The 25,183-nt window shown below is 61.3% G+C and carries 22 protein-coding genes and 1 pseudogene; 6 read left to right on the top strand and 17 right to left on the bottom strand.

Annotated features, from left to right (window positions below; genetic code table 11):
- Window positions 1-10: 10 nt before the first annotated feature.
- The 6 genes and pseudogenes from BW979_RS01345 to ubiE form a co-directional block, all read right to left on the bottom strand.
- The gene (locus tag BW979_RS01345) at window positions 11-298 is read right to left on the bottom strand and encodes a twin-arginine translocase TatA/TatE family subunit (RefSeq protein ID WP_076383014.1); all 288 of its coding nucleotides are present in this window, start codon (window positions 296-298) and stop codon (window positions 11-13) included.
- A 24-nt stretch (window positions 299-322) separates the two neighbouring features.
- Complete coding sequence (locus BW979_RS01340; RefSeq protein ID WP_003186671.1) at window positions 323-655, bottom strand: phosphoribosyl-ATP diphosphatase; 333 nt, start codon at window positions 653-655, stop codon at window positions 323-325.
- Window positions 648-1,046 carry a phosphoribosyl-AMP cyclohydrolase gene (gene hisI / locus BW979_RS01335; protein WP_003196931.1) on the bottom strand — a complete coding sequence of 133 codons (399 nt, stop codon included), beginning with the start codon at window positions 1,044-1,046 and terminating at the stop codon, window positions 648-650. Before hisI ends, BW979_RS01340 begins: the two co-directional genes overlap by 8 nt.
- 81 nt (window positions 1,047-1,127) lie before the next feature.
- Window positions 1,128-2,732, bottom strand: a complete 1,605-nt coding sequence (ubiB, locus tag BW979_RS01330) for a ubiquinone biosynthesis regulatory protein kinase UbiB (RefSeq protein WP_047225986.1) — start codon at window positions 2,730-2,732, stop codon at window positions 1,128-1,130.
- Window positions 2,729-3,353 (bottom strand): annotated as a pseudogene (locus BW979_RS01325) (ubiquinone biosynthesis accessory factor UbiJ). The gene ubiB and the pseudogene BW979_RS01325 overlap by 4 nt, the downstream one beginning before the upstream one ends.
- A complete protein-coding gene (gene ubiE / locus BW979_RS01320; protein WP_047225985.1) occupies window positions 3,353-4,123 on the bottom strand; it encodes a bifunctional demethylmenaquinone methyltransferase/2-methoxy-6-polyprenyl-1,4-benzoquinol methylase UbiE in 771 nt (256 codons plus the stop codon). Before ubiE ends, BW979_RS01325 begins: the two are co-directional and overlap by 1 nt.
- A gap of 155 nt (window positions 4,124-4,278) precedes the next feature.
- On the opposite strand from ubiE, the gene BW979_RS01315 reads away from it, so the two are divergent.
- From BW979_RS01315 to BW979_RS01305, 3 genes are all read left to right on the top strand, one after another.
- Window positions 4,279-4,554 (top strand): polyhydroxyalkanoic acid system family protein, encoded by a 276-nt coding sequence (locus BW979_RS01315; protein ID WP_076383012.1) that lies wholly within the window; start codon window positions 4,279-4,281, stop codon window positions 4,552-4,554.
- Between the two features lie 252 nt (window positions 4,555-4,806).
- A complete protein-coding gene (locus BW979_RS01310) occupies window positions 4,807-5,229 on the top strand; it encodes a phasin family protein (RefSeq protein WP_076383010.1) in 423 nt (140 codons plus the stop codon).
- Between the two features lie 10 nt (window positions 5,230-5,239).
- On the top strand, window positions 5,240-6,112 hold the full coding sequence (locus tag BW979_RS01305; RefSeq protein WP_076383008.1) for a phasin family protein: 873 nt from the start codon (window positions 5,240-5,242) through the stop codon (window positions 6,110-6,112).
- 245 nt (window positions 6,113-6,357) lie between these two features.
- On the opposite strand, the gene BW979_RS01300 is transcribed toward BW979_RS01305, so the two are convergent.
- From BW979_RS01300 to BW979_RS01255, 10 genes are all read right to left on the bottom strand, one after another.
- Entirely contained in the window at window positions 6,358-6,978 is a 621-nt protein-coding gene (locus BW979_RS01300; RefSeq protein WP_076383006.1) for a TetR/AcrR family transcriptional regulator, read from the bottom strand.
- 60 nt (window positions 6,979-7,038) lie between these two features.
- Window positions 7,039-8,721, bottom strand: a complete 1,683-nt coding sequence (gene phaC / locus BW979_RS01295) for a class II poly(R)-hydroxyalkanoic acid synthase (protein WP_047225980.1) — start codon at window positions 8,719-8,721, stop codon at window positions 7,039-7,041.
- 112 nt (window positions 8,722-8,833) lie between these two features.
- Complete coding sequence (phaZ, locus tag BW979_RS01290) at window positions 8,834-9,691, bottom strand: poly(3-hydroxyalkanoate) depolymerase (protein ID WP_047225979.1); 858 nt, start codon at window positions 9,689-9,691, stop codon at window positions 8,834-8,836.
- A gap of 258 nt (window positions 9,692-9,949) precedes the next feature.
- A complete protein-coding gene (gene phaC, locus BW979_RS01285; RefSeq protein WP_076383004.1) occupies window positions 9,950-11,629 on the bottom strand; it encodes a class II poly(R)-hydroxyalkanoic acid synthase in 1,680 nt (559 codons plus the stop codon).
- A 275-nt stretch (window positions 11,630-11,904) separates the two neighbouring features.
- Entirely contained in the window at window positions 11,905-12,282 is a 378-nt protein-coding gene (locus tag BW979_RS01280) for a gamma-butyrobetaine hydroxylase-like domain-containing protein (protein WP_076383002.1), read from the bottom strand.
- A 169-nt stretch (window positions 12,283-12,451) separates the two neighbouring features.
- The gene (hslU, locus tag BW979_RS01275; RefSeq protein WP_047225976.1) at window positions 12,452-13,789 is read right to left on the bottom strand and encodes an ATP-dependent protease ATPase subunit HslU; all 1,338 of its coding nucleotides are present in this window, start codon (window positions 13,787-13,789) and stop codon (window positions 12,452-12,454) included.
- A gap of 49 nt (window positions 13,790-13,838) precedes the next feature.
- Window positions 13,839-14,369: an ATP-dependent protease subunit HslV gene (hslV, locus tag BW979_RS01270; protein ID WP_003186641.1), complete on the bottom strand. Its 531-nt coding sequence runs from the start codon at window positions 14,367-14,369 to the stop codon at window positions 13,839-13,841.
- A gap of 281 nt (window positions 14,370-14,650) precedes the next feature.
- Complete coding sequence (locus tag BW979_RS01265) at window positions 14,651-15,346, bottom strand: SPOR domain-containing protein (RefSeq protein WP_047225975.1); 696 nt, start codon at window positions 15,344-15,346, stop codon at window positions 14,651-14,653.
- 1 nt (window position 15,347) lies between these two features.
- A complete protein-coding gene (gene argS, locus BW979_RS01260) occupies window positions 15,348-17,084 on the bottom strand; it encodes an arginine--tRNA ligase (protein ID WP_076383000.1) in 1,737 nt (578 codons plus the stop codon).
- A 196-nt stretch (window positions 17,085-17,280) separates the two neighbouring features.
- On the bottom strand, window positions 17,281-19,500 hold the full coding sequence (locus BW979_RS01255) for a primosomal protein N' (RefSeq protein WP_047225973.1): 2,220 nt from the start codon (window positions 19,498-19,500) through the stop codon (window positions 17,281-17,283).
- A 292-nt stretch (window positions 19,501-19,792) separates the two neighbouring features.
- Between BW979_RS01255 and rpmE the strand changes: the two genes are divergently transcribed.
- The 3 genes from rpmE (at window position 19,793) to BW979_RS01240 (ending at window position 22,291) form a co-directional block, all read left to right on the top strand.
- Window positions 19,793-20,014, top strand: coding sequence for a 50S ribosomal protein L31 (gene rpmE, locus BW979_RS01250; RefSeq protein ID WP_047225972.1), 222 nt, complete (start codon window positions 19,793-19,795; stop codon window positions 20,012-20,014).
- A 41-nt stretch (window positions 20,015-20,055) separates the two neighbouring features.
- Window positions 20,056-20,841, top strand: a complete 786-nt coding sequence (locus tag BW979_RS01245; RefSeq protein ID WP_076382998.1) for a thermonuclease family protein — start codon at window positions 20,056-20,058, stop codon at window positions 20,839-20,841.
- A 181-nt stretch (window positions 20,842-21,022) separates the two neighbouring features.
- Window positions 21,023-22,291, top strand: a complete 1,269-nt coding sequence (locus BW979_RS01240; protein WP_047225970.1) for a malic enzyme-like NAD(P)-binding protein — start codon at window positions 21,023-21,025, stop codon at window positions 22,289-22,291.
- 256 nt (window positions 22,292-22,547) lie between these two features.
- Here BW979_RS01240 and BW979_RS01235 read toward each other — a convergent pair whose 3' ends face one another.
- A complete protein-coding gene (locus BW979_RS01235; protein WP_172833808.1) occupies window positions 22,548-24,992 on the bottom strand; it encodes a penicillin-binding protein 1A in 2,445 nt (814 codons plus the stop codon).
- Window positions 24,993-25,183: the final 191 nt, after the last annotated feature.

Below are 25,183 nucleotides of genomic sequence, written 5' to 3'. Positions count from 1 at the left end.
TAGTCAGTGCTCACGAGTCTTTGCGGGCCGGCTCTTCGACTTTCTGTGCCTGCACATCGATGGTGTGCGGGGCATTCACAGGTTGAGTGGCCTGTGGGTGTACCGGTTGGCTCGGCTGCGCTGATTGAGCGGGCGTCGCTGCCGGGTCGGCCGGTTTTTCGTCGTCGTTCATGGCCTTGCGAAAGCCCTTGATCGACTCGCCAACGTCAGTGCCCAGGTTCTTGAGTTTCTTGGTGCCGAACACCAGTACCACGACCACCAGAATGACGACCCAGTGTTTCCAGTCAAAAATACCCATGTGGCTATTCCTCTCGTAAGTTGATCAGGCGGACGGACGCGAGGCTTTCTCGACGTGCCCGGACAGACCGAAACGACGGTCCAGTTCATCCAGTACAGCCTGCGGGTGCTGCCCCAGTTGGGCAAGCATGACCAGGCTATGGAACCACAGGTCGGCGGTCTCGTAGATCACGTCACTGCAGTCGCCACTGATGGCGGCGTCCTTGGCGGCGATGATGGTCTCGACCGACTCTTCACCGACCTTTTCCAGAATCTTGTTCAAACCCTTGTGGTACAGACTGGCGACATAGGAACTGTCGGCCGCTGCGCCTTTGCGCTCTTCCAGCACCTGGGCCAGGCGGGTCAGGGTGTCACTCATGGGTATGTCCTGAATAAATGGCGTGCGGGTCCTTGAGCACCGGGTCGACGGTTTTCCAGTCGCCGTTCTCGAAGACGCGATAGAAGCAGCTTTGACGGCCGGTGTGGCAGGCGATCTCACCGACCTGCTCGACCATCAGGATGATGACGTCGCCGTCGCAGTCCAGGCGCATCTCGTGCAGGTGCTGCACGTGCCCGGACTCTTCACCCTTGCGCCACAGCTTGCCACGCGAACGTGACCAATAGATGGCGCGGTTCTCAGCGGCGGTCAGGGCCAGCGCTTCACGGTTCATCCAGGCCATCATCAGCACGCGCCCGGTCTTGTGATCCTGGGCGATGGCCGGCACCAGGCCGTCAGCGTCCCATTTGATCTCGTCCTGCCAGTTTTTCATCTTCGACTCCGACAATGGGCCGCGCATCTCAAGTCGACGGGCCCAGCCTTGAAACAGTGTGCCAGCGTGAACCGATGCTGGCTATCGACGAACGACCAGATACAAACCAACGATGACCATGATGCCGGCGGGCCAGTGGCCCAGCTGACTCAACGGGCCCCCGCTCGCCAGTACTGCACCGCCACCCAGGTGAGCGGCGCCGAGCAGGCGCATGAACCAGTCGTCCCCGCGCTCTTTCCACGGCGGCGCGGGATCGTGGGCGTGGGGTTGGGACATGCGTTCGAGCAGGTCGCGGGTCATGTTGGCCAGGTGCGGGAGCTGCTCGAACTGGCTCTGCACGTTGCCCAGCAAGGTTTTGGGGCTCACGCGCTCACGCATCCAGCGTTCGAGGAACGGCTGGGCGGTGTTCCACAGGTCCAGGTCCGGGTATAGCTGGCGACCAAGGCCTTCGATGTTCAGCAAGGTTTTCTGCAACAGTACCAACTGCGGCTGAACCTCCATATTGAAGCGACGCGCGGTCTGGAACAGGCGCATCAGCACCTGGCCGAATGAAATATCTTTTAACGGTTTTTCGAAGATCGGTTCGCATACCGTGCGGATCGCCGCTTCGAATTCGTTGAGTTTGGTCTCGGCCGGCACCCAGCCGGAGTCGATGTGCAGTTGCGCGACGCGGCGGTAGTCGCGCTTGAAGAAGGCGAACAGGTTGCGGGCCAGATAGTCCTGGTCTTCGGGAGTCAGGCTGCCGACGATGCCGCAGTCGATGGCAATGTATTGCGGGCTCCACGGTTGCACGGTGCTGACAAAGATATTCCCCGGGTGCATGTCGGCGTGGAAGAAGCTGTCGCGGAACACCTGGGTGAAGAAGATTTCCACGCCGCGCTCGGCCAGCAGTTTCATGTCGGTGCGCTGGTCGGCCAGGGTCGCCAGGTCGGTGACCTGGATGCCGTAGATACGCTCCATCACCAACACTTTCGGACGGCACCAGTCCCAATAGACTTGCGGCACATAGAGCAGCGGCGAGCCTTCGAAGTTACGCCGCAGTTGGCTGGCGTTGGCGGCTTCGCGCAGCAGATCGAGTTCGTCGTAAATGGTTTTTTCGTAATCCAGGACCACGTCAACCGGGTGCAACAGGCGCGCATCGGCCGATAGTCGTTCGGCGGCCCGGGCGAGAATGAACAGCCACGCCAGGTCCTGGGCAATGATCGGCTTGAGACCCGGGCGGATAACCTTCACCACCACTTCTTCGCCGCTCTTGAGCTGCGCAGCGTGAACCTGGGCCACGGAGGCCGAGGCCAACGGCTCGACGTCGAAACGGCTGAACACTTCGCTGATCTTCTTGCCCAGTTGCTCTTCGATCAGGGCCACCGAGACCTTTGAATCGAACGGCGGCACGCGGTCTTGAAGCATCATCAATTCATCGGCGATGTCTTCGGGCAACAGGTCGCGACGAGTCGAGAGGATCTGCCCGAACTTGATGAAGATCGGTCCCAGGTCCTGCAAGGCCAGGCGCAGGCGTGCGCCGCGACTCAGGTCCAGCGTTCGCCGGGGAAACCAGCGCCACGGCAGCACGAAGCGCAGCGCCAGCAAAAACCAGGGCAGCGGCAGGGCGAACAGCAGGTCATCGAGGCGATAGCGGATCACGACGCGCTGGATGCGCAACAAACGGCGGACGGCAAGCAGCTTCATGCGTTATCGCTTGGTTTCAAGGGAGCGGGAAAGGCGCTCGAAACGCGCCTCGAGACGTTCCAGGTCAAGTTTGATCTGGTCCAGTTCATTAAAGCGGGCGTCGGCTTCGCGTTGGCCTACGAGAGTACGCGATTCCTCGGCCAGGTATTCACTCAGATTCTGCCCCAGGCTGGCGAAGCCTTGGCGATACCAGCGAGTGCGGCTGCGCAGATGGCCACTGAGTAGCTGAGTGGCCACCGGCCCGAGCCAGCGGGATACTTCATATTCCCAGTCCAGCTCCAGGTCCTGGAGAATCGCCGCCAGCTCCAGCAGCACGCCGCTGTCGCCGTCCAGTTCCACCTCAGGGCCATGCAGCACGGCGGTCTTGTCCTTGCTCAGGGCCAGGTTCACCAGGCTCGATGCCGGGGCACGCAGGGTGCAGTGGGCCTCGGCTTCCCAGTGTGCGGCGAGCATCAGGCCTTCGTCGCTGGGCAGGATGAACAGCCGCAATGCGGGGCTGCGGCAATCCACCGCAATCACCTTGCCGCTTAAGTGCGCCAAGCGCGCCAGCGCCGTACTGTCCAGGCGCAGGACGCGATTGACGCCGAGTTCGACGCTGGCGAGCAGGCCGGTGAGCAGCATCAGGGCTTGATACCGCGGTGCAGGGCCACGATGCCCGAGGTCATGTTGTGGTAGGTCACGCGGTCGAAACCGGCCTCGACCATCATCGACTTCAGGGTTTCCTGATCCGGGTGCATGCGGATCGATTCGGCCAGGTAGCGATAGCTTTCCGAGTCGTTGGTGATCAGCTTGCCCATCAGTGGCATGAAGGCGAACGAGTAGGCGTCGTAGGCCTTGGACATCAGCGCGTTGGTCGGCTTGGAGAATTCCAGCACCAGCAGGCGACCACCGGGCTTGAGGACTCGTAGCATCGAGCGCAGGGCGTCTTCCTTGTGGGTGACGTTGCGCAGGCCGAAGGCGATGGTGACGCAATCGAAATGGTTGTCCGGGAAGGGCAGCTTCTCGGCGTCGGCCTGGACGAACTCGACATTGCCGGCCACACCCAGGTCCAGCAGGCGGTCACGACCGACCTTGAGCATGGACTCGTTGATGTCAGCGAGCACCACCTGACCGGTCGGCCCGACAATGTGAGAAAACTTCTTCGTCAGGTCGCCGGTGCCACCGGCGATGTCCAGCACCCGATTGCCGCTGCGCACACCCGACAGTTCGATCGCGAAACGCTTCCACAGACGGTGCATGCCACCCGAGAGCAGATCGTTCATCAAGTCATATTTGGCGGCTACCGAGTGGAAAACCTCAGCGACTTTTTCCGCCTTCTGGCTTTCCGGCACGTTCTTGAAGCCGAAGTGAGTGGTGGGTTCGGCATCGCTGCCTTTGCGCTGATCAGTCATATCGCTGTCACCAAAAAAGAATGCGGGACATTCTAATCCCGGTGGAGGGCTTTGTCTTGGCAAGCCTGAAGGTAAGATGAGCGACCGCCGGGACGTTTTGACGCAGCCAGGGTCAGAAACGTGCAGGCAAGTCCCGATAAAACAGGAGTCATCAGATGGCCCGTATAACAGTTGAGCGTGCCCATGGCCTGGGCAAGGAAGCGGCCCGCGCGAAAGCCGACCAGTTGGCGCAGAAACTGTCCGACAGCTATGGCCTGGAGCCGCAGTGGTCGGGCGACACGCTGAAGCTCAAGCGCTCCGGGGTCAAAGGCGAGGTGCATGTGGGCGAGGACTCGATCCGCGTCGATGTCGAACTGGGCATGTTGATGTCGGCCATGAGCGGCACGATCAAGACGGAAATTGAAAAGGCGTTGGATAAAGCATTGGCTTGATTGAAGAGATGACTCAAGTTCATCACTCATTCACCTGTGGGAGCGAGCCTGCTCGCGATAGCGGCGTGTCATTCAACATCAATGTTGCCGGTCTATCGCCATCGCGAGCAGGCTCGCTCCCACAGGGGAAGTCATCACCTCGGATTCTGTGGCAGTAGTTAGGGTGCCGTTTCTAATTATTGTCACTACTTTGTGCCTGAGCCCGACCGTGTACGGGCAGTTCCTCAAACCTGTTATCGAGTGAGGTGCACCATGGCCAAAGTTATTTTGAAGAAAAAAACCGACGTTGAATCTTCCACGCTCAGCGACGTGAAAACGTACGCGCGCAAGATCTGGCTGGCGGGCCTGGGCGCCTACACCAAGGTCGGCCAGGAAGGCAGCGAGTACTTCCAGGAGTTGGTAAAAGCCGGTGAAGTTGTTGAAACCAAAGGCAAAAAGAACATTGCCGGAAAACTCGAGGCGGCCAACAGCGAACTGATTGAAGCCAAGACTGACGTCAACACGTTCAAGGCCCGGGTTGAAGTACAACTCGATAAAGTCGAGAAGGTATTCGACGCCCGTGTTGCAAGTGCCTTGAATCGTATCGGCATTCCGTCTAAACATGACGTTGAGACACTCTCTGCTAAGCTCGATGAGCTGACGGCATTGCTTGAACGTGTCGCGCGTAAACATTAAGGAGAACGGGATGGCTGGCAAAAAAATCACCGAAAAAGAAGGCAGCTCGTGGGCCGGGAAGATTGAAAAATACTCCCGCAAAATCTGGCTTGCTGGTTTAGGCGTGTACTCGAAGATTGACACTGACGGCAGCAAACTCTTCGAGTCCCTGGTTAAGGACGGCGAGAAGGCCGAAAAACTCACCAAGACGGCGGTCGGCAAACAAGTCGATGCCACCAAGGACTCCGTCGAGTCCGCCAAGTCGCGAATCGGCGGTGTGAAGGATCGCGCACTGGGCAAGTGGGACGAACTGGAAGGGGCTTTCGACAAGCGCCTGAACAGCGCGATCTCTCGGCTGGGCGTGCCGAGCCGCAATGAAGTCAAGGCGCTGCACAGCAAGGTCGACACCCTGACCAAGCAGATCGAAAAACTCACCGGCGCCAAGGTCGCGCCAGTGGCGGCCAAGACTGCGGCAGCCAAACCTGCCACCAAGACGGCAGCCAAGCCATTGGTCAAGGCCGCGGCGAAAGCCGTCGCTAAGCCTGCGGCAAAAGCAGCGGCCAAGCCGGCGGCGAAAACCGCAGCCGCCAAACCTGCCGCCAAGGCAGCGGCCAAGCCGGTAGCAGCCAAACCCGCGACCAAAGCAGCGGCCAAGCCGGCTGCCAAAACCGCGGCCGCCAAACCTGCTGCCAAGCCTGCGGCAAAAGCGGCGGCCAAACCCGCCGCGGCGAAAAAGCCTGCGGTGAAAAAACCGGCTGCGCCAAAAGCTGCCGCACCGAAGGCGCCGACTGCTGCCGCCAAACCGGCCGCCCCGACGAGCCCCGCGAACTCCGCTTCGGCTCCGACTCCGGCGGTTACCCCGACCGCTGCGCCGGCTCCATCGACGCCTACCACCCAGTCCTGATATCCAGGGCAAACAAAAACGCCCGGCCTGTGAAGGTCGGGTTTTTTTATGCGTATTCATTTGATGCACCGCAGAAGTGGGCTTGCTCCTACAGGGGGGCGGTGATGCAAATACTGAAATCACCCAGAAAACATTGTGGGAGCGAGCCTGCTCGCGATAGCGGTGTGTCAGCCACATTGATGTTGGATGTGCGTCCGCCATCGCGAGCAGGCTCGCTCCCACAAGGGATCTTCCTCTGCTGGTCGTTAGTCGTGCTCTTCCAGGTACCGCAACGCCAGTTGCTCGGTGGCAACCTTTGCCGCCGGCGGCAGATGCGGCGCTACCAGCATCATGACCTGATAGACCACCAGTCGAACTTCACCCTCGCGGTCGAGGATTCGCTGATAGTCCAGCGAGAACAGTAAGGTCATGGTGATCTGTTCCACCAGTTGCCCCAATGCCTGGGTATCGCTGACCAGCATCCCCTGGGCCTTGAGTTGCGCCAGCAGCGAGGCCAGGGTGCGTTTCAGGGCGTTGAGCAACTGGCGGATGCCCTTGGCCAGTTTTGGCAGGCGTCCGGCCAGGTTCGACAGGTCCTGGAACAGAAACCGGTATTGAGCCAGCCGTTCGACGATCAGGTGCAGGAACAGCCAATAATCTTCCGGCGCCAGTTGTACATCTGCCGGTGGGTCCAGCAGCGGTGCCAGTTCGCTCTGGAAGCGCTCGAACAACCCGAGGATCAGGGGCTCCTTGCCATGAAAGTGGTAATAGAGATTGCCTGGGCTGATGCCTATTTCGTTGGCGACTTCCATGGTGGAAACGTTCGGTTCGCCCTTCTCATTGAACAACTGCAGGGCGCATTCAAGAATGCGGTCGCGGGTTTTCATCCGGTCTTCTTAGTGATGGAAATCGTGCCACGGCCCAGTGTCTGGCCGTGGAGTGAGCCCTTAGCGCACGCGCACATAGGTTCCCGGCGCCGCTTCCAGGGGCGGGTAGTTCGCGTTGCCCAGGGTCATCTGTGTTTCGTGTTGGGCGCCGGAGCGTTCCTGGACCCAACCCAGCCACTGGGTCCACCAACTGCCCTCGATGTGCTTGGCGTCGTAATACCAGGCTCGCGGGTCGCTGCTCAGTTTCGGGTTTTCGACGTAGTTGGCCTTGGGGTTGCCCGGCGGGTTGAGAATGCTTTGGACGTGACCGCTGTTGGACAGCACGAAGCGCCGCTCGCCACCGAGCAACAGCGTTGAGCGATAGACCGCGTCCCATGGCGTGATGTGGTCATTGATGCCCGCCACGCTGAAGCTGTCCACCGTCACTTTTTGCAGGTCGATCGGTGTGCCGCACACTTCCAGGCCGCCGGGGTGGGTCAAGGGATTGTGCTTGAAGAAGTCCAGTAGGTCGCCATGGTAGGCCGCCGGCAGTCGGGTGCAGTCGTTGTTCCAGTAGAGGATGTCGAACGCCGGCGGCTCCTTGCCCAGGAGGTAGTTGTTGATGAAATAAGTCCAGATCAGGTCATTGGGACGCATCCAGGCAAACACCCGGGCCATGTCGCGGCCATCGAGGATGCCTTTCTGATAGGAGCGGCGCTTGGCGGCTTCCAGGGTCTGCTCGTCAATGAACAGTGTGGCCGGGCTCTCCATCTGGCTGTCCAGCAGGCTCACCAGGTAAGTGGCGCTGGCGACCCGGCGCAGTTGGCGCTTGGCTTGCAGATGGCCTTGCAGGGCAGCGATGGTCATGCCGCCGGCGCAGGCGCCCATCAGGTTGACCTCACGGGCGCCGGTGATCGCCCGGCAGACATTCATGGCTTCTTCCGTCGCCTCGACATAGCTGGACAGGCCCCATTCGCGATGACGTACATCGGGGTTGCGCCAACTGATGATGAACACCTGCAAACCGTTTTTCAGGGCGTACTGGACGAAGCTGTTGGAAGGGCTCAGGTCGAAGATGTAGAACTTGTTGATCTGCGGCGGCACGATCAGCAACGGCTTGGCGTATTGCTTTTCGCTCATGGACTTGTACTGGATCAGCTCGAGCATTTCGTTGCGAAACACCACCGCCCCCGGTGTAGTCGCCAGGGTCTTGCCGACTTCGAAGGCATGAGGTGTGACTTGCCGCGGCAGCCCGTCATTGTGCAGCAGGTCGTCCACCAAGTGGCTGATGCCACGAATCAGGCTGGTACCGCCGGAATTGAACAGCTCCTTGACCGCCAGCGGGTTGAGCAAGGTATTGGAAGGCGATACGGCATCGTTGAGCAGGGCGAAAGCGAAGTGAGCCCGGGCACGGTCATCGGGGCTCATGTCGCATTCGTCGATCCAGCTCTTCATCTGTTTCTGCCAGCTCAGGTAGGCCTGCAGGCTGCGACGGTAGAACGGATTGAGCTCCCAGGTGGGATCGGCGAAACGCTTGTCGTTGGGGTTGGTGGGGTGCAGGGTTTCCCCTAGCAGCACGCGGCCCAACTGGCTGCCCAACTTCAACGCATGCCGGGCGCTGTGCACTGGGTTGCGCAAGCCGTGTACGGCAACACTGCGCAGGGTGGAAAGCAGGTCCCGGCCCCGCAGGCCGGTGACCGCACTTTGTGCGTTGATGAAGTTGGCAGGGGCGGGCATGGAACCCTTCGCCGGTTTGTCGCGCATGAGTCAACTCCTTCGTCATCAGGCTAAAAACAAACACACCGAACCAGACAACATAGTCGCTGTTCCGGGTAGTTGCGCGATCCGGCGTCCTGCCAGGCGCTTTTGGGCGGTGTCAGCCGCCACCCAGCGGCGCGGGATGCGGGTGCATGACCGCGCGCTGACGTTCTTCCTCCAGAAACTTCATGATGATCGGCGCCACAGCCTCGGCCCGGGTAATCAGGAACAGATGGCCGTCGTCGATGATGTGCAGCTGGGCGTTGGGGATGCGCCAGGCCAGCATGCGCATGTTGATCAACGGGATCAGTGGATCGTCGTCGCCGGCCAGCACCAGGGTCGGCTGGTGGATCTTGTGCAGCCAGTGGATGCTGGTCCAGCCCAGGCCGGCGAACAGTTGCCAGTAATAACCCAGCTTGCCGGCCGAACGCACCTTGGCCGCATGACTGGCCGCCAGGCTGGGGTCGCGGCGGAACGAGCCGCCGTAGATCAGTGGGGCGATACGCATAACGTGGGACGGTTGCACGTAGCGCCGGGGGCTGGCCATCATCCACAGCACTTTCGGTTTGCCCGGCACCATCACTGCGCCAGCGGCGGTGGCCGCCAGCACCAGCTTTTTGCAGCGCTCAGGGTAGTCATGGGCAAATTGCTGGGCCAGGGCGCCGCCCCAGGACACGCCGATCACGTTGACCTGTCCGTAATCGAGGTAATCGAGCATCCGCGCGGTGAGTTTTGCCAGGCCGGGAAAGCGATACGGCCGGCTGGGCGTCGACGAGCCGCCGACGCCGGGAACGTCAAAGGCGATGACTTCCAGGTCCGGGTCCAGGGCCTGGATGAACGGGAACACCAGCTCAAGGTTGGCGCCGATGCCGTTGAAAATCAGCAGGGGCGTCAAATGAGGCTTGCCGGGGCGTACCGCGGTGCGCAAGGTCTGGCCATCCAGATCGACGGTACGGAAGATGTACGGTTGCGGCATGCTTCAAGCCCTGTGGGTTGGGTCGCTGTCTTTCATTTTTCCCCCGATCCCTGTGGGAGCGAGCCTGCTCGCGATAAGGCCGTTGCATTCAACATCACTGTTGCCTGACGCACCGCTATCGCGAGCGGGCTCGCTCCCACATTGGATCTGCTGTTAACGCAAGTTTGCGTTCACCAGCGGCGTGGGCCTTGCATTAATGTCGGCTGTTGACATGCTTTCGTGAGTAACCTCACGGCTGCAACAGACGAGTTGCACCAGTTACCGCTCATGCACATACGTGCCCGGCGCCGCTTCTCCCGCCGGATAAGTCTTGTTGCCCAGCACCGTGGGTGCCTTTTTCAGTTTGCCCGAGCGTTCTGCCTGCCAGGCCTGCCAATGCAGCCACCAGGAGTCGGTGTGCTTGGTGGAGTTCTCCTGCCAGTCCTCGGCCTTGGCCGGCATGTCCTCGCTGGTCATGTAGCGCGACTTGGGGTTACCCGGCGGGTTGAGGATGCTTTGGATGTGACCGCTGCTCGACAGCACGAATTCCACCTTGCCGCCAAACAGCTGCGCGGATTTGTAGCAGGACTTCCAAGGGGTGATGTGGTCGTTGGTGCCGGCCAGGGAGAAGATGTCGGCGGTGACCTGCTTGAGGTCGATCGGTGTGCCGCACACTTCCAGTGCATTGGGCCGGATCAGCGGGTTGTTCTTGAACATCTCGATGAGGTCGCCATGGAACGCCGCCGGCAGCCGGGTGGTGTCGTTGTTCCAGAACAGAATGTCGAACACCGGCGGCTCGTTGCCCAGCAGATAGTTGTTGACCCAGTAGTTCCAGATCAGATCGTTGGGACGCATCCAGGCGAAGACCTTGGCCATGTCGCGACCTTCAAGCACGCCGGCTTGATAGGAGTGACGCTTGGCCGCCTCCAGGGTCTGCTCGTCGACGAACAGCGCCACGTCGGTGTCCAGGGTGGTGTCGAGCACGCTCACCAGCAGGGTCAGGGCGTTGACCTTCTTCTCGCCCAGAGCGGCGTAATGCCCCAGCAGCGCGGTGCAAGTGATGCCGCCCGAGCAGGCTCCGAGCATGTTCACATCCTTGCTGCCGGTGATGACCGTGACCACGTCCACCGCTTCCTTGAGTGCCTCGATGTAGGTCGACAGGCCCCACTCGCGCTGCTCCTTGGTGGGGTTGCGCCAGCTGACAATGAACGTCTGCACATTGCTGCGCAGGCAGAAGCGCGCCAGGCTCTTGTCCGGGCTCAGGTCGAAGACGTAGAACTTGTTGATCTGCGGCGGCACCACCAGCAGTGGGCGCTCGTGGACCTGTTCGGTGATGGGGCGGTACTGGATCAACTCCAGCACGTCGTTGCGAAACACCACGGCGCCTTCCGTCACGCCCAGGCTCTTGCCGACTTCGAATGCGCCCATGTCGACCTGGCTCGGCATCCCGCCGTTGTGCACCAGGTCCTTGGCCAGGTGCGAAAGGCCGTCCAGCAGGCTCTTGCCGCCGGTTTCGAAAAAGCGTTTGACCGCCGCCGGGTTGGCTGCCGAATTGGTCGGGGCCATGGCCTCGGTCATCAGGTTGATCACGAAGTGCCCGCGGCTGATGTCCTGGGGCGAAAGGTTGCTCTCGTCGATCCAGGCGTGCAGCTCCTTGCGCCACGCCAGGTAGGTTTGCAGATAGCGTTTGTAGAGCGGGTTCTGGCTCCAGGCCGGGTCGTTGAAGCGACGGTCATCGCCCGCAGGTTGCAGCTCGGATCTGCCGAACAGGACGTTCTTGAGTTCGACGCCGAAATGGGCGACGTGCTTAACGCTGTGCAGCGGTTGTTTGATGGCCTGGGTCAGCACCATTCGGGCAGAGGCCAGCAGATCTTTTCTGCGCAAGCCGACGACAGGATTCAACCCCAGGGTATTTTCCGAGGCTTGGTACTTCAGGTCATCGTTGTTCTTGTTGCTCATCTACGACGCTCCATTGTCCTTCAGACGAGTACCTGGGCCATGCCAGAAAGCCCATAGCCAATGCCAGGTACGCTGCTCGGGTGACCGTTAATTCCGCATCGAGGCAATGAGGAAACATGTGCAAGGAATTCGCCGATTCCTTTGCAGGGAACTTGCCAGCTCCATTGGTTACCCGAGTTTAATTTTTTTCGCAAGCAGGCCAGTCATTGACGTTGCCGCGGGGGCATTCAAGCAGATGAGTCTAGAAAATTCGCCCTAAAGCGCCAGCCCTTGAGTTAGAGCATCAGCTTGACGACCGACTCGTTCGGGTCGCGGGTTTTTCCGGCCGTCTTGAGTTCGGCAAGATAATCGTTCCACAGGTCCTCCTGGCGTACCGCCAACTGGTACAGGTAGTCCCAGGTGAACAGTCCGCTGTCGTGACCGTCGTCGAAGGTCAATTTCAGTGCGTACTGGCCGGCCGGTTCGACCTTGGTCAGGCCGACGCCGATTTTTCCGTATTGCAGGATCGGTTTGCCGTGGCCCTGGACCTCGGCGGAAGGCGAGTGCACCCGCAGGAATTCGGCGGGCAGGTGATACTCCTCGTCCGGCGCGTATTTGAGCGTCAGGGTCTTGGAGGCTTTGTGCAGGTTGATGGCGCTGGGGAGTTTGGTCATGGCCTCTGATCCGTTTCTGAAGGGAGCCTTGATCTGCAAAAACGACAAAGGTCCATGTGGGAGCGAGCTTGCTCGCGATAGCGGTTTGACAGTCAACGCATTGGTTGAATGATACGCCGCCATCGCGAGCAAGCTCGCTCCCACAGGTCCGAGGAAACCTGTCGGTGACTTACAGGATATACCGCGACAGGTCTTCGTTCTCTGCCAGTTCACCCAGGTGGCTGTTGACGTACTCGGCATCGATGAGGATCGGCGCTTCGTTATGGGCGCTGGCCAGGTCGCCGGCACTGAACGAGACTTCCTCGAGCAGGCGTTCGAGCAGGGTGTGCAGGCGCCGGGCACCGATGTTCTCGGTCTTCTCGTTGACCTGCCAGGCGATCTGCGCCAGGCGCTTGATGCCTTCCGGCGCGAACTCGATGTTCAGGCCTTCGGTCTTGAGCAGGGCGCAATACTGTTCGGTCAGGGACGCGTGGGGTTCGCTCAGGATGCGTTCGAAGTCTTCCGGCGTCAGGGCCTTGAGCTCGACGCGGATCGGCAGGCGACCTTGCAGCTCGGGCACCAGGTCGCTGGGCTTGCTCAGGTGGAACGCACCGGAGGCGATGAACAGGATGTGGTCGGTCTTGACCATGCCCAGCTTGGTGTTGACCGTGCAGCCTTCGATCAGCGGCAGCAGGTCGCGTTGCACGCCTTCGCGGGACACGTCGGCGCCGCCGACATTGCCGCGCTTGGCGACCTTGTCGATTTCGTCGATGAACACAATGCCGTGCTGCTCGACGGCCTCTAGGGCCTTGGCCTTCAACTCTTCTTCGTTGACCAGGCGACTGGCTTCTTCATCGCGAACCAGTTTCAGCGCTTCCTTGACCTTGAGCTTGCGGTTCTTGCGCTTGCCCTTGCCCATGTTGGCGAACAGGCTTTGCAATTGATTGGTCATTTCCTCCATGCCGGGCGGCGCGGAGATGTCGACGCCGGCCATTTCGGCCACTTCGATCTCGATTTCCTTGTCGTCGAGCTGGCCTTCGCGCAGGCGCTTGCGGAACAGCTGGCGAGTGTTGGAATCCTGGGTCGCAGCGGATTCGGCGTTGAAGCCCATGCGCGCTGGCGGCAGCAGCGCGTCGAGGATGCGCTCTTCGGCAGCATCTTCGGCACGGTGACGAACCTTGGTGATTTCCTGTTCGCGCAGCAACTTGATGGCGGCATCGGCCAGGTCGCGGATGATCGATTCGACGTCGCGACCGACATAACCGACTTCGGTGAACTTGGTGGCTTCGACCTTGATGAACGGCGCGTTGGCCAGTTTGGCCAGGCGACGGGCGATTTCGGTTTTACCGACACCGGTCGGGCCGATCATCAGGATGTTCTTGGGGGTCACTTCGACGCGCAGCTCTTCAGGCAGCTGCATCCGACGCCAGCGGTTACGCAAGGCGATGGCGACGGCGCGCTTGGCATCGTCCTGGCCGATGATGTGGCGGTTGAGTTCGTGGACGATTTCGCGGGGAGTCATGGACATAGTATTTGGCGGTCCTCAAGCAGGAATGAGCCGTGGCACAGGGCCAGGCTTATTCCGCGAGATCCTGCTCCTCAATGGTCTGGGTGTGGTTGGTGAAGACGCAGATGTCGCCGGCGATGCCCAAGGCAGTCTCGACGATTTCGCGGGCCGACAGATCGGTCTTTTTCAACAGGGCGCTGGCTGCGGCCTGGGCGTAGGCGCCGCCGGAACCCATGGCGATCAGGCCATCCTCGGGTTCAACGACGTCACCGTTACCGGTAATGATCAGCGAGGCGTCCTTGTTGGCGACCGCGAGCATGGCTTCGAGGCGGCTCAGGGAGCGGTCGGTACGCCATTCCTTGGCCAGTTCCACGGCGGCACGCACCAGATGGCCCTGATGTTTCTCAAGCTGGCCTTCGAAACGCTCAAACAGGGTGAAAGCATCGGCGGTGGCCCCGGCGAAGCCGGCGATGACCTGGCCGTGGTACAGGCGGCGGACTTTCTTCGCATTGCCTTTCATCACGGTGTTGCCTAGTGAAACCTGGCCGTCGCCGCCCATGACGACTTTGCCATGACGGCGGACTGAAACGATGGTGGTCAAGGGAAGAGTCTCCACGCAGCGGGGCGAAAATGCCCGGATGGAACTCATATGGGGGTGGCGTGGGTTTTTTCAACTGTGGGGTGGGAGAGGGGACGAGTGGCTTGTTTTGCTTTGAGGGCTGATCACGGCCCCTGTGGCGAGGGGATTTATCCCCGCTGGGGCGCGCAGCGCCCCTAAGATCTGCGGCGCGGTATGGCAGGTCTATCGCATCAAGCCTTTAGGGGCTGCTGCGCAGCCCAGCGGGGATAAATCCCCTCGCCACAGGGCTGCGTTCACCTGCTTCAGCGGCTCTGGCGCTGTTGTAACAAAAGGTTGCTGAAACCGCTGCCGGCCAATTGTTTTTGGGCTTTTGTCAGTTCTTCGCGATTGCTGAACGGACCGACCAGCACCCGATACCAGGTTTCTTCCTTCACCGTGCCGGACTCCACCGCCACGGACTGGCCCAGCAGAATGATCTGCGCGCGTACCTTGTCGGCGTCGGCTTCCTTGCGGAACGAGCCGGCCTGCAGGAAGAACTTCGTCACCGGAGCGGCTTTCTGCACGGGCGGAGCCGGCGGCGGCGTGATGCCGGCCAGGGCTGCCTGAGCGCGAGCGGTGTCGATCTTCGCCGCTTCGGCCGGAGTTACCGGCGTGGTGGGCACCTGTGGCGTCGGCAGGGTTTTCTCCGGCACGGCATCGGGCGGCACGATGACTTCCGATTCCGGCAGCAGGGTGTAGAAGTCGTACTTGGGCTTGACCGGTTGCGTCGGGCTCGGCGGGGTCTTGTTGGCCTCGGCGATGCGCGTGGCTTTCTGTTGCTCTTGGCGCACGCGCTTGACGTCATCGCCCTGGCCCGGCTCCAGTTTCATCAGAAACACAATGAAAGCGCCGACGGTCAGGCCGATAGCCATCCACAACCAGCCGGGAATCGGCTGTTTGGCTGGGGGCTGGTAACGACTGGCGCCGCGTTTGGGTGCAGGTTTTTTCTTGGCGGCCAACTTACATGCGCTCCAGCGTTTCCAGGCCCAGCAGTTCCAGGCCTTGCTTGAGGGTGCGCCCGGTCAGTGCGGCGAGGCGCAGGCGACTCTGCATTTGCTCTGGCGTTTCGGCGTTGAGGATCGGGCAGTTCTCGTAGAAGCTGGAGAACAGACCGGCCACATCGTACAGGTACGCGCACAGGGTGTGTGGGGTGCCTTTGTCTGCGACGTTGTTCAGCACTTCACCGAACTGCGCCAGTTTCGCCGCCAGCTCCTGTTCGTGAGGGGCTTGAAGCACAATCCGGCCGTCGACCTCATCGAAGTTCTTGCCGAGCTTGCGGAACACACCGGCCACGCGGGTGTAGGCGTACAGCAGGTAGGGCGCGGTGTTGCCTTCGAAGTTGAGCATCAGGTCGAAGTTGAAGCTGTAGTCGCTGGTGCGGTGCTTGGACAGGTCGGCGTATTTCACCGCGTCGATGCCCACGACCTTGGCGATCTGGCGCAGTTCGTCTTCGGCCAGGTCCGGGTTCTTGCCCTTGACCAGGGTGTAGGCGCGGTCCTGGGCTTCGCTCAGCAGGTCGATGAGCTTGACCGTGCCACCGTCGCGGGTCTTGAACGGACGACCGTCGGCGCCGTTCATGGTGCCGAAGCCCATGTGTTCCATCTCCATCGGATGGCTCACGAAACCGGCCTGGCGTGCGACTTCGAACACTTGCTGGAAGTGCAGGGCCTGGCGCTGGTCGACGAAATACAGCACTCGATCGGCCTTGAGCACGTTGTTGCGGTAGCGCACGGCCGCCAGGTCGGTGGTGGCGTAGAGGTAGCCGCCGTCAGCCTTGACGATGATCACCGGCAGCGGCTCACCGTCAGCGGTCTTGAACTGCTCGAGGAATACGCACTGGGCGCCGTTGCTTTCCACCAGCATGCCCTTGGCCTTGAGGTCGTTGACCACGTTGATCAGGTCGTCGTTGTAGGCGCTTTCGCCCATCACGTCAGCCATGGTCAATTTGACGTTCAGCAGTTCGTAGATTTTCTGGCAGTGGGACAGGGAGATGTCCTTGAACTTGGTCCACAGCGCCAGGCACTCGGCATCGCCGGCCTGCAGCTTGACCACCAGGCCACGGGCGCGGTCAGCAAATTCGGGCGACTCGTCGAAGCGTTGCTTGGCGGCGCGGTAGAAGTTCTCCAGGTCCGACAGCTCATCGCTGGTGATCGGGTTTTCCTGCAGGTAGGCCATCAGCATGCCGAACTGGGTGCCCCAGTCGCCGACGTGGTTCTGGCGGATCACCGTGTCGCCGAGAAACTCCAGTACCCGGGCCACGCCGTCACCAATGATGGTCGAGCGCAGATGGCCGACATGCATTTCCTTGGCGAGGTTGGGGGCCGAAAGGTCGACCACGGTGCGTTGCAGCGGACCGGCCTTGCGCACGCCGATGCGTTCGTCGGCCAGGGCCGCGTCCAGGCGTGAGGCCAGGGCCTGGGTGTTCTGGAAGAAATTGATGAAGCCTGGGCCGGCAATGTCAGCCTTGCTGACGTTTTCGTCAGCCGGCAGCGCGGCGATGATCTTTTCGGCCAGGTCCCGCGGTTTCATGCCGGCCGGTTTGGCGAGCATCATCGCGATGTTGCTGGCGAAATCGCCGTGGGTCTTGTCACGGGTGTTTTCGACCTGAATCGCCGGCGACAGGCCTTCTGGCAGCACACCTTCAGCGACGAGTTGGGCGATGGCTTGCTGGATGAGCTGGCGAATGGTGTCTTTCATGGTCTTCTCTTTCAACCGCAGGCGCGGCGGCGCTTCGATGCGCTGGTGGAAAAACTGGGCATTATCCGTGGCGAAGGCAAGCTTGCCAACTGTAGCGGGTCGGGTGGGGATGTGTGGTGGCTATTCGGGCCTCATCGCGAGCAGGAAATTGCATTCCAATGTGGGAGCGAGCCTGCTCGCGATGAGGATGTCTGGATCAATACAAATCCACCGGATCCACATCCAGCGACCAGCGCACCGCCCGCCCGCTGGGCATCTGCTCCAGCGCCAGCAGCCAGGTACTTAATAGCCGATGCAAAGGGGCCCGGGCATTGGCCTGTAGTAGAAGTTGAGCCCTGTAACGCCCGGCCCGTCGTTCCATCGGAGCCGGTACCGGGCCCAATAGTTCGATGCCGGTGAGGTTCTGTTGCCCCAGCAAGCGTTCGGCCTCGCTGCAGGCTTCGTCAAGGAACGCTTCGGCCTGCCCGGGCTTATGGGCTTCGGCCCGCAACAATGCCAGGTGAGCAAACGGCGGCAGGCCGGCGCCGCGACGCTCGCTCAAGGCCTGCTCGGCGAAGGCGAAGTAGCCTTGTTCGGTCAGTTGTATCAGCAGCGGATGGTCGGCCAGGTGGGTCTGGATAATTACCTTGCCCGGCTCCTCGGCCCGTCCGGCCCGGCCTGCGACCTGAACGATCAACTGCGCCATGCGCTCGCTGGCACGGAAGTCGCCGGAGAACAGTCCGCCGTCGGCATCAAGGATCGACACCAGCGTGACCCGAGGAAAGTGATGCCCCTTGGCGAGCATCTGCGTGCCCACCAGGATGCACGGCTGGCCTTTCTGAATGGTAGCGAACAACTGATTCATGGCGTCCTTGCGCGAAGTGCTGTCGCGATCGACCCGCAGTACCGGGTAATCGGGAAACAGGATGCCCAGCCGTTCTTCAGCGCGTTCGGTGCCGGCCCCCACCGGGCGCAGGTCCACTTTGCCGCACTGCGGGCAGTGCCTCGGCACTCGTTCGGCGTGGCCGCAATGATGGCAGCGCAGCTCGCCGTGGCGTTGGTGCACGGTCATGCGTGCGTCGCAGCGTTCGCAGCCCGACATCCAGCCGCAGTCATGGCACAGCAGGGTCGGGGCGAAACCCCGGCGGTTGAGGAACACCAAGACCTGTTGCCCGGCGGCCAGGGTCTGGCCGATGGCTTGTTGCATCGGCCCGGAAATGCCGCTGTCCAGCGGACGACTCTTTACATCCAGGCGCAGAAACCGTGGCTGCTTGGCGCCGCCGGCCCGTTCGTTCAGGCGCAGGAGCCCGTAACGTCCGGTGTAGGCATTGTGCAGGCTTTCCAGGGACGGCGTGGCTGAACCGAGAACAATGGGAATGTTTTCCTGGCGCGCCCGCACCAGGGCCAGATCGCGGGCGTGGTAGCGCAGGCCTTCCTGCTGCTTATAAGAGCCGTCATGTTCTTCGTCGATGATGATCAGGCCGGGGTTTTTCATCGGTGTGAACAGGGCCGAGCGGGTGCCGATGATGATGTCGGCCTCACCGTCCCGGGCGGCGAGCCAGGCTTCCAGGCGTTCTCGGTCGTTGACCGCCGAATGCACCAGGGCGATCCGCGCGTTGAACCGTTGTTCGAAGCGCGCCAGGGTCTGTGGCCCAAGGTTGATTTCCGGAATCAGTACCAGGGCCTGCTTGCCGGCTTCCAGGGTCTGGCGGATCAGTTGCAGATAGACCTCGGTCTTGCCGCTGCCGGTGACGCCGGCCAGCAAGAAGGCGTGATAGCTGTCGAAACCGGCGCGAATCGCCTCGCAGGCGGCCCGCTGTTCAGCATTGAGCGGCAGTTCCGGCTGGGCCAGCCAATGCTCATGGCGAACACCCGGAGCGTGCCGGCGGATGTCTACCTGGACCAGGTCCTTGGCCAGCAGCAGGTCGAGGCTGTCCTTGCTGAGCATCAGTTTGCTCAATAGCTGATGGGCCACGCCGTGGGGATGCTGGGCCAGGGTCGCCAGGGCCTCACGCTGACGCGGGGCGCGGGCGATGCGCGGGTCGTCCAGCGAGGCGCCCGGTGCTACCGACCAGAACCGCTCCTGGCGTGCCTCGGCCGGTTCGCCCTGGCGCAACAGTACCGGCAGCGCCCAGCTCAGGGTGTCGCCGAGGCTGTGTTGATAGTACTGGGAGGTCCACAGGCACAGCTTGAACAGCGAGGCGGGCAGCGGCGGCGTCGCATCGAGCAAGGCCAGGGCCGGCTTCAGTTTGTCGGCTGGGACTTCGCTGTGGTCGGCGACCTCGACCAGAATCCCGATCATCTCCCGTCGGCCGAACGGCACCCGCAGGCGCATGCCCGGATGCAACTGCTCACGCAGGACCCCGGCCGGGGCCCGGTAGTCGAACAGGCGGCGCAGAGGCGAAGGCAGGGCGAGGCGCAGGATGGCGTCGGGCACGCGGGAGGGTCTCGATATACAGACAAATTCAGAAGGCTTGGCACAACCCTTGTGGGAGCGAGCCTGCTCGCGATGGCGGAGTGTCAACCAATACCCATGCGGCTGATCCACCGCCATCGCGAGCAGGCTCGCTCCCACAGAAGAGCTTGCGCATGAGGCGGGGAGCCTAGCAGACGGTTGGTACAAGTCATAGCTTGCGTGATTGATGTTGTCTGGTAGAATCCGCGGCCTAATTACGTGCGGTATTCAACAATAGTGTTGGGTGGCGGCACGCTAGCCTGAGGAAAACCCCATGAAAACCGATATCCATCCGGAATACCCAGAAATTGCCGTGACCTGCAGCTGCGGCAATAAGTTCGAAACTCGTTCGACCTACGGCAAAGCCCTGTCGATCGACGTTTGCAACGAATGCCACCCGTTCTACACCGGTAAGCAAAAGACTCTGGATACCGGCGGCCGCGTTCAGAAGTTCGCCGATCGTTTCGGTGCTTTTGGCGCTACCAAAAAAGCCTGAGGCTAATCATTTTGGATGGTCGTTTCGGCTGCTCCAGACTGATGAAGAAGGCGTCCCTTGTGGGCGCCTTTTTTGTGTCCGCGATTTGGCTGAGCAGCGCGCAGGCCTTCTGCCCGGCGCCACCTGGCCTGGCCCATGTGATGGTCCAGAAGGTGGTGGACGGCGATACCCTGCGCCTGGCTGATGGCCGCAGCGTGCGCATGATCGGTCTCAACAGTCCTGAACTGGGGCGTCGAGGGCGTTCCGATGAGCCGTTCGCCGTCGCTGCACGCCGGCGCCTTGAGGCATTGGTGGGCGCCAGTGCGGGACGCGTGGGGTTGCTGCCCGGCAAGGAAGACAAGGATCGCTACGGTCGCACGCTGGCCCATGTCTACAGCGCCGACGGTCAGAACCTGGAAGCGCAGTTGCTCGCCGAGGGCTTGGGATTTCACGTGGTGGTCGCGCCGAATGTCGATCTGGCGCATTGTCAGCGCGCTGCCGAACGCCAGGCGCGGGAAGCGGGCGTCGGGGTGTGGAAGCGTTCGCCTGTGCTTGAGGCGTACAATATCAAGGCACCAGGCTTTGCCGTGCTCACTGGCCGCGTGATCGACGTCTCGCGCAATCGCGGCGGTATTTGGCTCCAGTTGGAGGGGCCGGTTGTATTGCGCGTTGCCCCCAATCTGGTGAGTCGCTTCGATATGGCGTCGCTCGAGCGACTCAAAGGCAAGCGGATCGAAGCGCGTGGCTGGGTGGTCGACCGTTCGCGTCGCGGCGGGCTTGAGCCGGGGCAGGCGCGCTGGTTACTGCCGTTGACCGATTCAGGGATGTTGAGTCGCGCGTCTCGATAAAAAATTGTAGACATTTATGCTTCTGATTGTATGCATGTAGGCCTTGTGTTCTGCGGCTCTTGGCCCAAAGTCGTAGGGGGGCGCGCTTGACAGGGGTGACTGGTCAGTCTTGTAGGGACTTTGCGAGGCGCGTATCCTCGGCGGTCCGTCTGTCCAACACAGTAAAAAGCGGAATGCCCACATGTCTGATCTGAAAACTGCCGCTCTCGAATATCACGCTAATCCTCGTCCAGGGAAGCTGAGTGTCGAGCTCACCAAGGCCACCGCTACTGCCCGCGATCTGTCGCTGGCCTACAGCCCCGGCGTAGCCGAACCAGTACGCGAAATCGCTCGCGACCCTGAGCTGGCCTACAAATACACCGGCAAGGGCAACCTGGTGGCAGTCATTTCCGACGGCACCGCGATTCTCGGCCTGGGTAACCTCGGCCCATTGGCCTCCAAGCCGGTCATGGAAGGCAAGGGCGTTTTGTTCAAGCGTTTCGCCGGTATTGACGTGTTCGACATCGAAGTCGACTCCGAAAGCCCGCAAGCTTTCATCGACACTGTCAAGCGTATCTCCATCACCTTCGGTGGCATCAACCTGGAAGACATCAAGGCGCCTGAGTGCTTTGAGATCGAACGTGCCCTGATCGAGCAGTGCGACATTCCAGTGTTCCACGATGACCAGCACGGCACCGCGATCGTGACCGCGGCCGGCATGATCAATGCCCTGGAAATCGCTGGCAAAACCCTGCCACAAGCCAAGATCGTCTGCCTGGGTGCCGGCGCTGCGGCCATCTCCTGCATGAAGTTGCTGGTGAGCATGGGCGCCAAGATCGAAAACATTTTCATGGTTGACCGTACCGGCGTGATCCATTCCGGCCGTGACGACCTGAACCAGTACAAGGCCGTGTTTGCCCACGCCACTGACAAGCGCTCCCTGGCCGACGCGCTGGACGGTGCCGACGTATTCGTTGGCCTGTCGGGTCCGAACCTGCTGAGCCCGGAAAACCTGCTGCGCATGGCGCCGAACCCGATCGTGTTCGCCTGCTCGAACCCGGATCCGGAAATCTCCCCGGAACTGGCTCACGCTACCCGCAGCGACGTGATCATGGCCACCGGCCGTTCGGACTACCCGAACCAGGTCAACAACGTACTGGGCTTCCCGTTCATTTTCCGTGGTGCCCTGGACGTTCGCGCCAAGCGCATCAACGAAGAAATGAAAGTCGCGGCCGCCAACGCCCTGCGCGAACTGGCCAAGCTGCCAGTGCCTCAGGAAGTGTGCGATGCCTACGGCGGCATCAAGCTGGAATTTGGTCGTGAGTACATCATTCCCAAGCCAATGGATGCCCGCCTGATCACCCTGATCTCCGACGCCGTGGCCAAGGCCGCGATCGAGACCGGCGTAGCTACCCTGCCGTATCCGAAGAACTACCCGCTCAAGAGCGTGGATGACGTGTTCAACGGTTAAGCCGTTGTAGCGTTCAATAAAAAGCCCCGGCTCTTCTTTGAGTCGGGGCTTTTTTGTACCTGCCGATTTTGTGTGACCACCGCAAATCCTGTGGGAGCCGAGCTTGCTCGCGATTGCAGTCTGGTATTCAGCATGGATGCAAGCTGACCTGCCGCCATCGCGAGCAAGCTCAGCTCCTACAGGGGAGTGTGTAATTTGAGGGCCTGAAAAAAGCCCCGCGCTTCTTTCGAAGGCGGGGCTTTTGCGAGAGGCCCGATCAGAACAAATCGATCGGCGCCGCCTCATCCGCCGGTAGCGGGCTGCCTGGCGCTACGCCGTTGCCCAGCTCGTTGACTGACGGTGGGGTGTCTTCGCTCTTGAACAGCTCGAAGTACGCTCCCGGAGTGCCTGGGGTGGCTGCTCGGCCGCTGACCGGGTCAACCCGCAGGCTGAGGATGCCTTCGGGTTCCGGTTGGGTGTGTGGCGGTTTGTCCTTGAGGGCAGCGCCCATGTAACTCATCCAGATCGGCAGCGCCACGGTGCCGCCGTATTCGCGCCGACCGAGGCTTTCAGGCTGGTCGAACCCGGTCCAGACGGTGGTGACGTAATCGCCGTTGTAGCCCGAGAACCAGGCGTCCTTGGATTCGTTCGTGGTGCCGGTCTTGCCGGCCAGGTCGGTACGGCCCAGGGCCAGGGCGCGGCGGCCGGTGCCGAGCTTGATCACGTCCTGCAGCATACTGTTGAGAATGTAGGTGGTGCGGCCATCGATGATGCGCTCGGCGATGACCGGCGCTTGCGGTACGGCTGGCGCTGTCGTGGCTTCACTTGGTGTTGCCTCTACCGTGAACGTCTCGCTGGCCGGTGCGGCGACGCCGTCGCTGGCCTGTTCGCCTGAAGGCACCCGTGGTGGGTTGGCGAGGAACAACGTGTCGCCGTTGCGGCTTTCGATCTTGTCGATGAGGTACGGGGTGACTTTGTATCCGCCATTGGCGAACGTGCTCCAGCCCGTGGCGATTTCCATCGGGGTCAGGGTTGCGGTGCCCAGGGCCAGGGACAGGTTGCGCGGCAAGTCCTGCTTGTTGAAGCCGAACTTGCTGATGTAGTCGATGGTACGGTCCACACCCAGCGCCTGCAGCAAACGGATCGATACCAGGTTACGCGACTTGTACAGCGCTTCGCGCATGCGGATCGGACCCAGGAAGGTATTGGTGTCGTTCTTCGGGCGCCAGACCTTGTCCAGGTATTCGTCGACAAACACGATCGGTGCGTCATTCACCAGGCTGGCGGCGGTGTAGCCGTTATCGAGGGCGGCGCTGTACACGAACGGTTTGAAGCTTGAACCCGGCTGGCGCTTGGCCTGCATCGCACGATTGTAATTGCTCTGCTCGAAGGCGAAGCCACCGACCAGGGACCGGATGGCGCCGTCCTGCGGGTCAAGCGACACCAGGGCGCCTTGGGCGGCCGGGATCTGGCTGAACTTGAGGGTGTTGTCCGGCTGGCGCTGTACCCGGATCAGATCACCCACCTGGGCGACGTCCGACGGTTGTCGGGGGTTGGCGCCCATGCTGTTGGTGTTGAGGAATGGGCGGGCCCATTTCATGGTCTCCCAGCTCACGTGCTCTTCCAGCTCGCCATTGCGGGTCAGCACCATGATGCCGTCCTTGTCCACCTGAGTGACGATCGCCGGTTCCAGGCTGCTGATGGTGCGCTGCTTGGTCAATTCCTCGGCCCAGGCTTCTTTGGTCTTGCCTGGCAGGCGCGATTCAGGCCCGCGGTAGCCGTGGCGCTGATCGTAGGTGATCAGGCCCTCGTGCAGCGCGGTGTTGGCCATCTCCTGCAGATTGCTCGGCACCGTGGTGACCACGCGGAAACCCTCGGTGTAGGCGTCGCTGCCATAACGCCCAACCATCTCGGCACGGGCCATTTCGGCGATGTACGGCGCGTTCACCTCGGGGGTCGGCACGTGGTAGCTGGCGTTCAGAGGCTCATTGATCGCTGCGGTGTATTCGGCCTCGCTGATCTTGCCCAGCTTGTACATGCGCCCCAGGATCCAGTCGCGACGTTCCTTGCTGCGCGCCGGGTTGGCCAGTGGATTGAAGCGCGACGGTGCCTTGGGCAGGCCGGCGATCATCGCCATCTGCGCCAGGCTCACATCACGAATCGACTTGCCGTAATACACCTGCGCCGCCGCCTCGATACCGTAGGCGCGGTTGCCCAGGTAGATCTTGTTGACGTACAGCTCCAGGATCTCGTCCTTGGTCAGCTGTCGCTCGATTTGCAGGGCCAGGAGGATCTCGGTGGTCTTGCGCGAGAAGCTGCGCTCACTGGTCAGGAAGAAGTTTTTCGCCACCTGCATGGTGATGGTGCTGCCACCGGACTGGATATGGCCGCTTTTGATCAGCTGGCTAGCCGCCCGCATCAGGCTGCCCGGATCGACGCCGTAGTGATTGGCGAAGTTGTCGTCTTCAGCACTTAGTAACGCATTGATGAAATTGGGGGGAATGTCGGCGAAACGGATCGGCGTGCGGCGCATTTCGCCAAACTCTGCGATCAACTTGTCGTCGCTGCTGTACACCCGCAATGGAATCTGCAACTGAATACTTCTCAGCGCCTCCACGGACGGCAATCCCGGACTAAGGTAAAGAAACGCACCGCTCAGACCCAGGAGCAGTCCGCAGAAAACGGCGAGGATGGACCATCCGAAAAATTTCAGCAGACGAATCAAGGCTTTTGGATATCCAGGCAAAGAATGAAAAGGCGCCAGGTGCAGGGAAGGACCCGTGCTTGCAACAAAGCGAAAAAAAACGCTGGGCATTATAAGCATTTTTTTTCGTCGGTAACGCCACCCGGACGTCCGTCGGGCCGGAGTGATTGAACGCAACGCATATTAGAGAGTCCGTAACTCACGGATAG

It is taken from the genome of Pseudomonas sp. A214, from assembly GCF_900156295.1.
GTDB lineage: Bacteria > Pseudomonadota > Gammaproteobacteria > Pseudomonadales > Pseudomonadaceae > Aquipseudomonas > Aquipseudomonas rhizophila.
The sequence above is the reverse complement of the archived record's forward strand: the minus strand, read 5'-3'. Positions and strand labels throughout refer to the sequence as shown.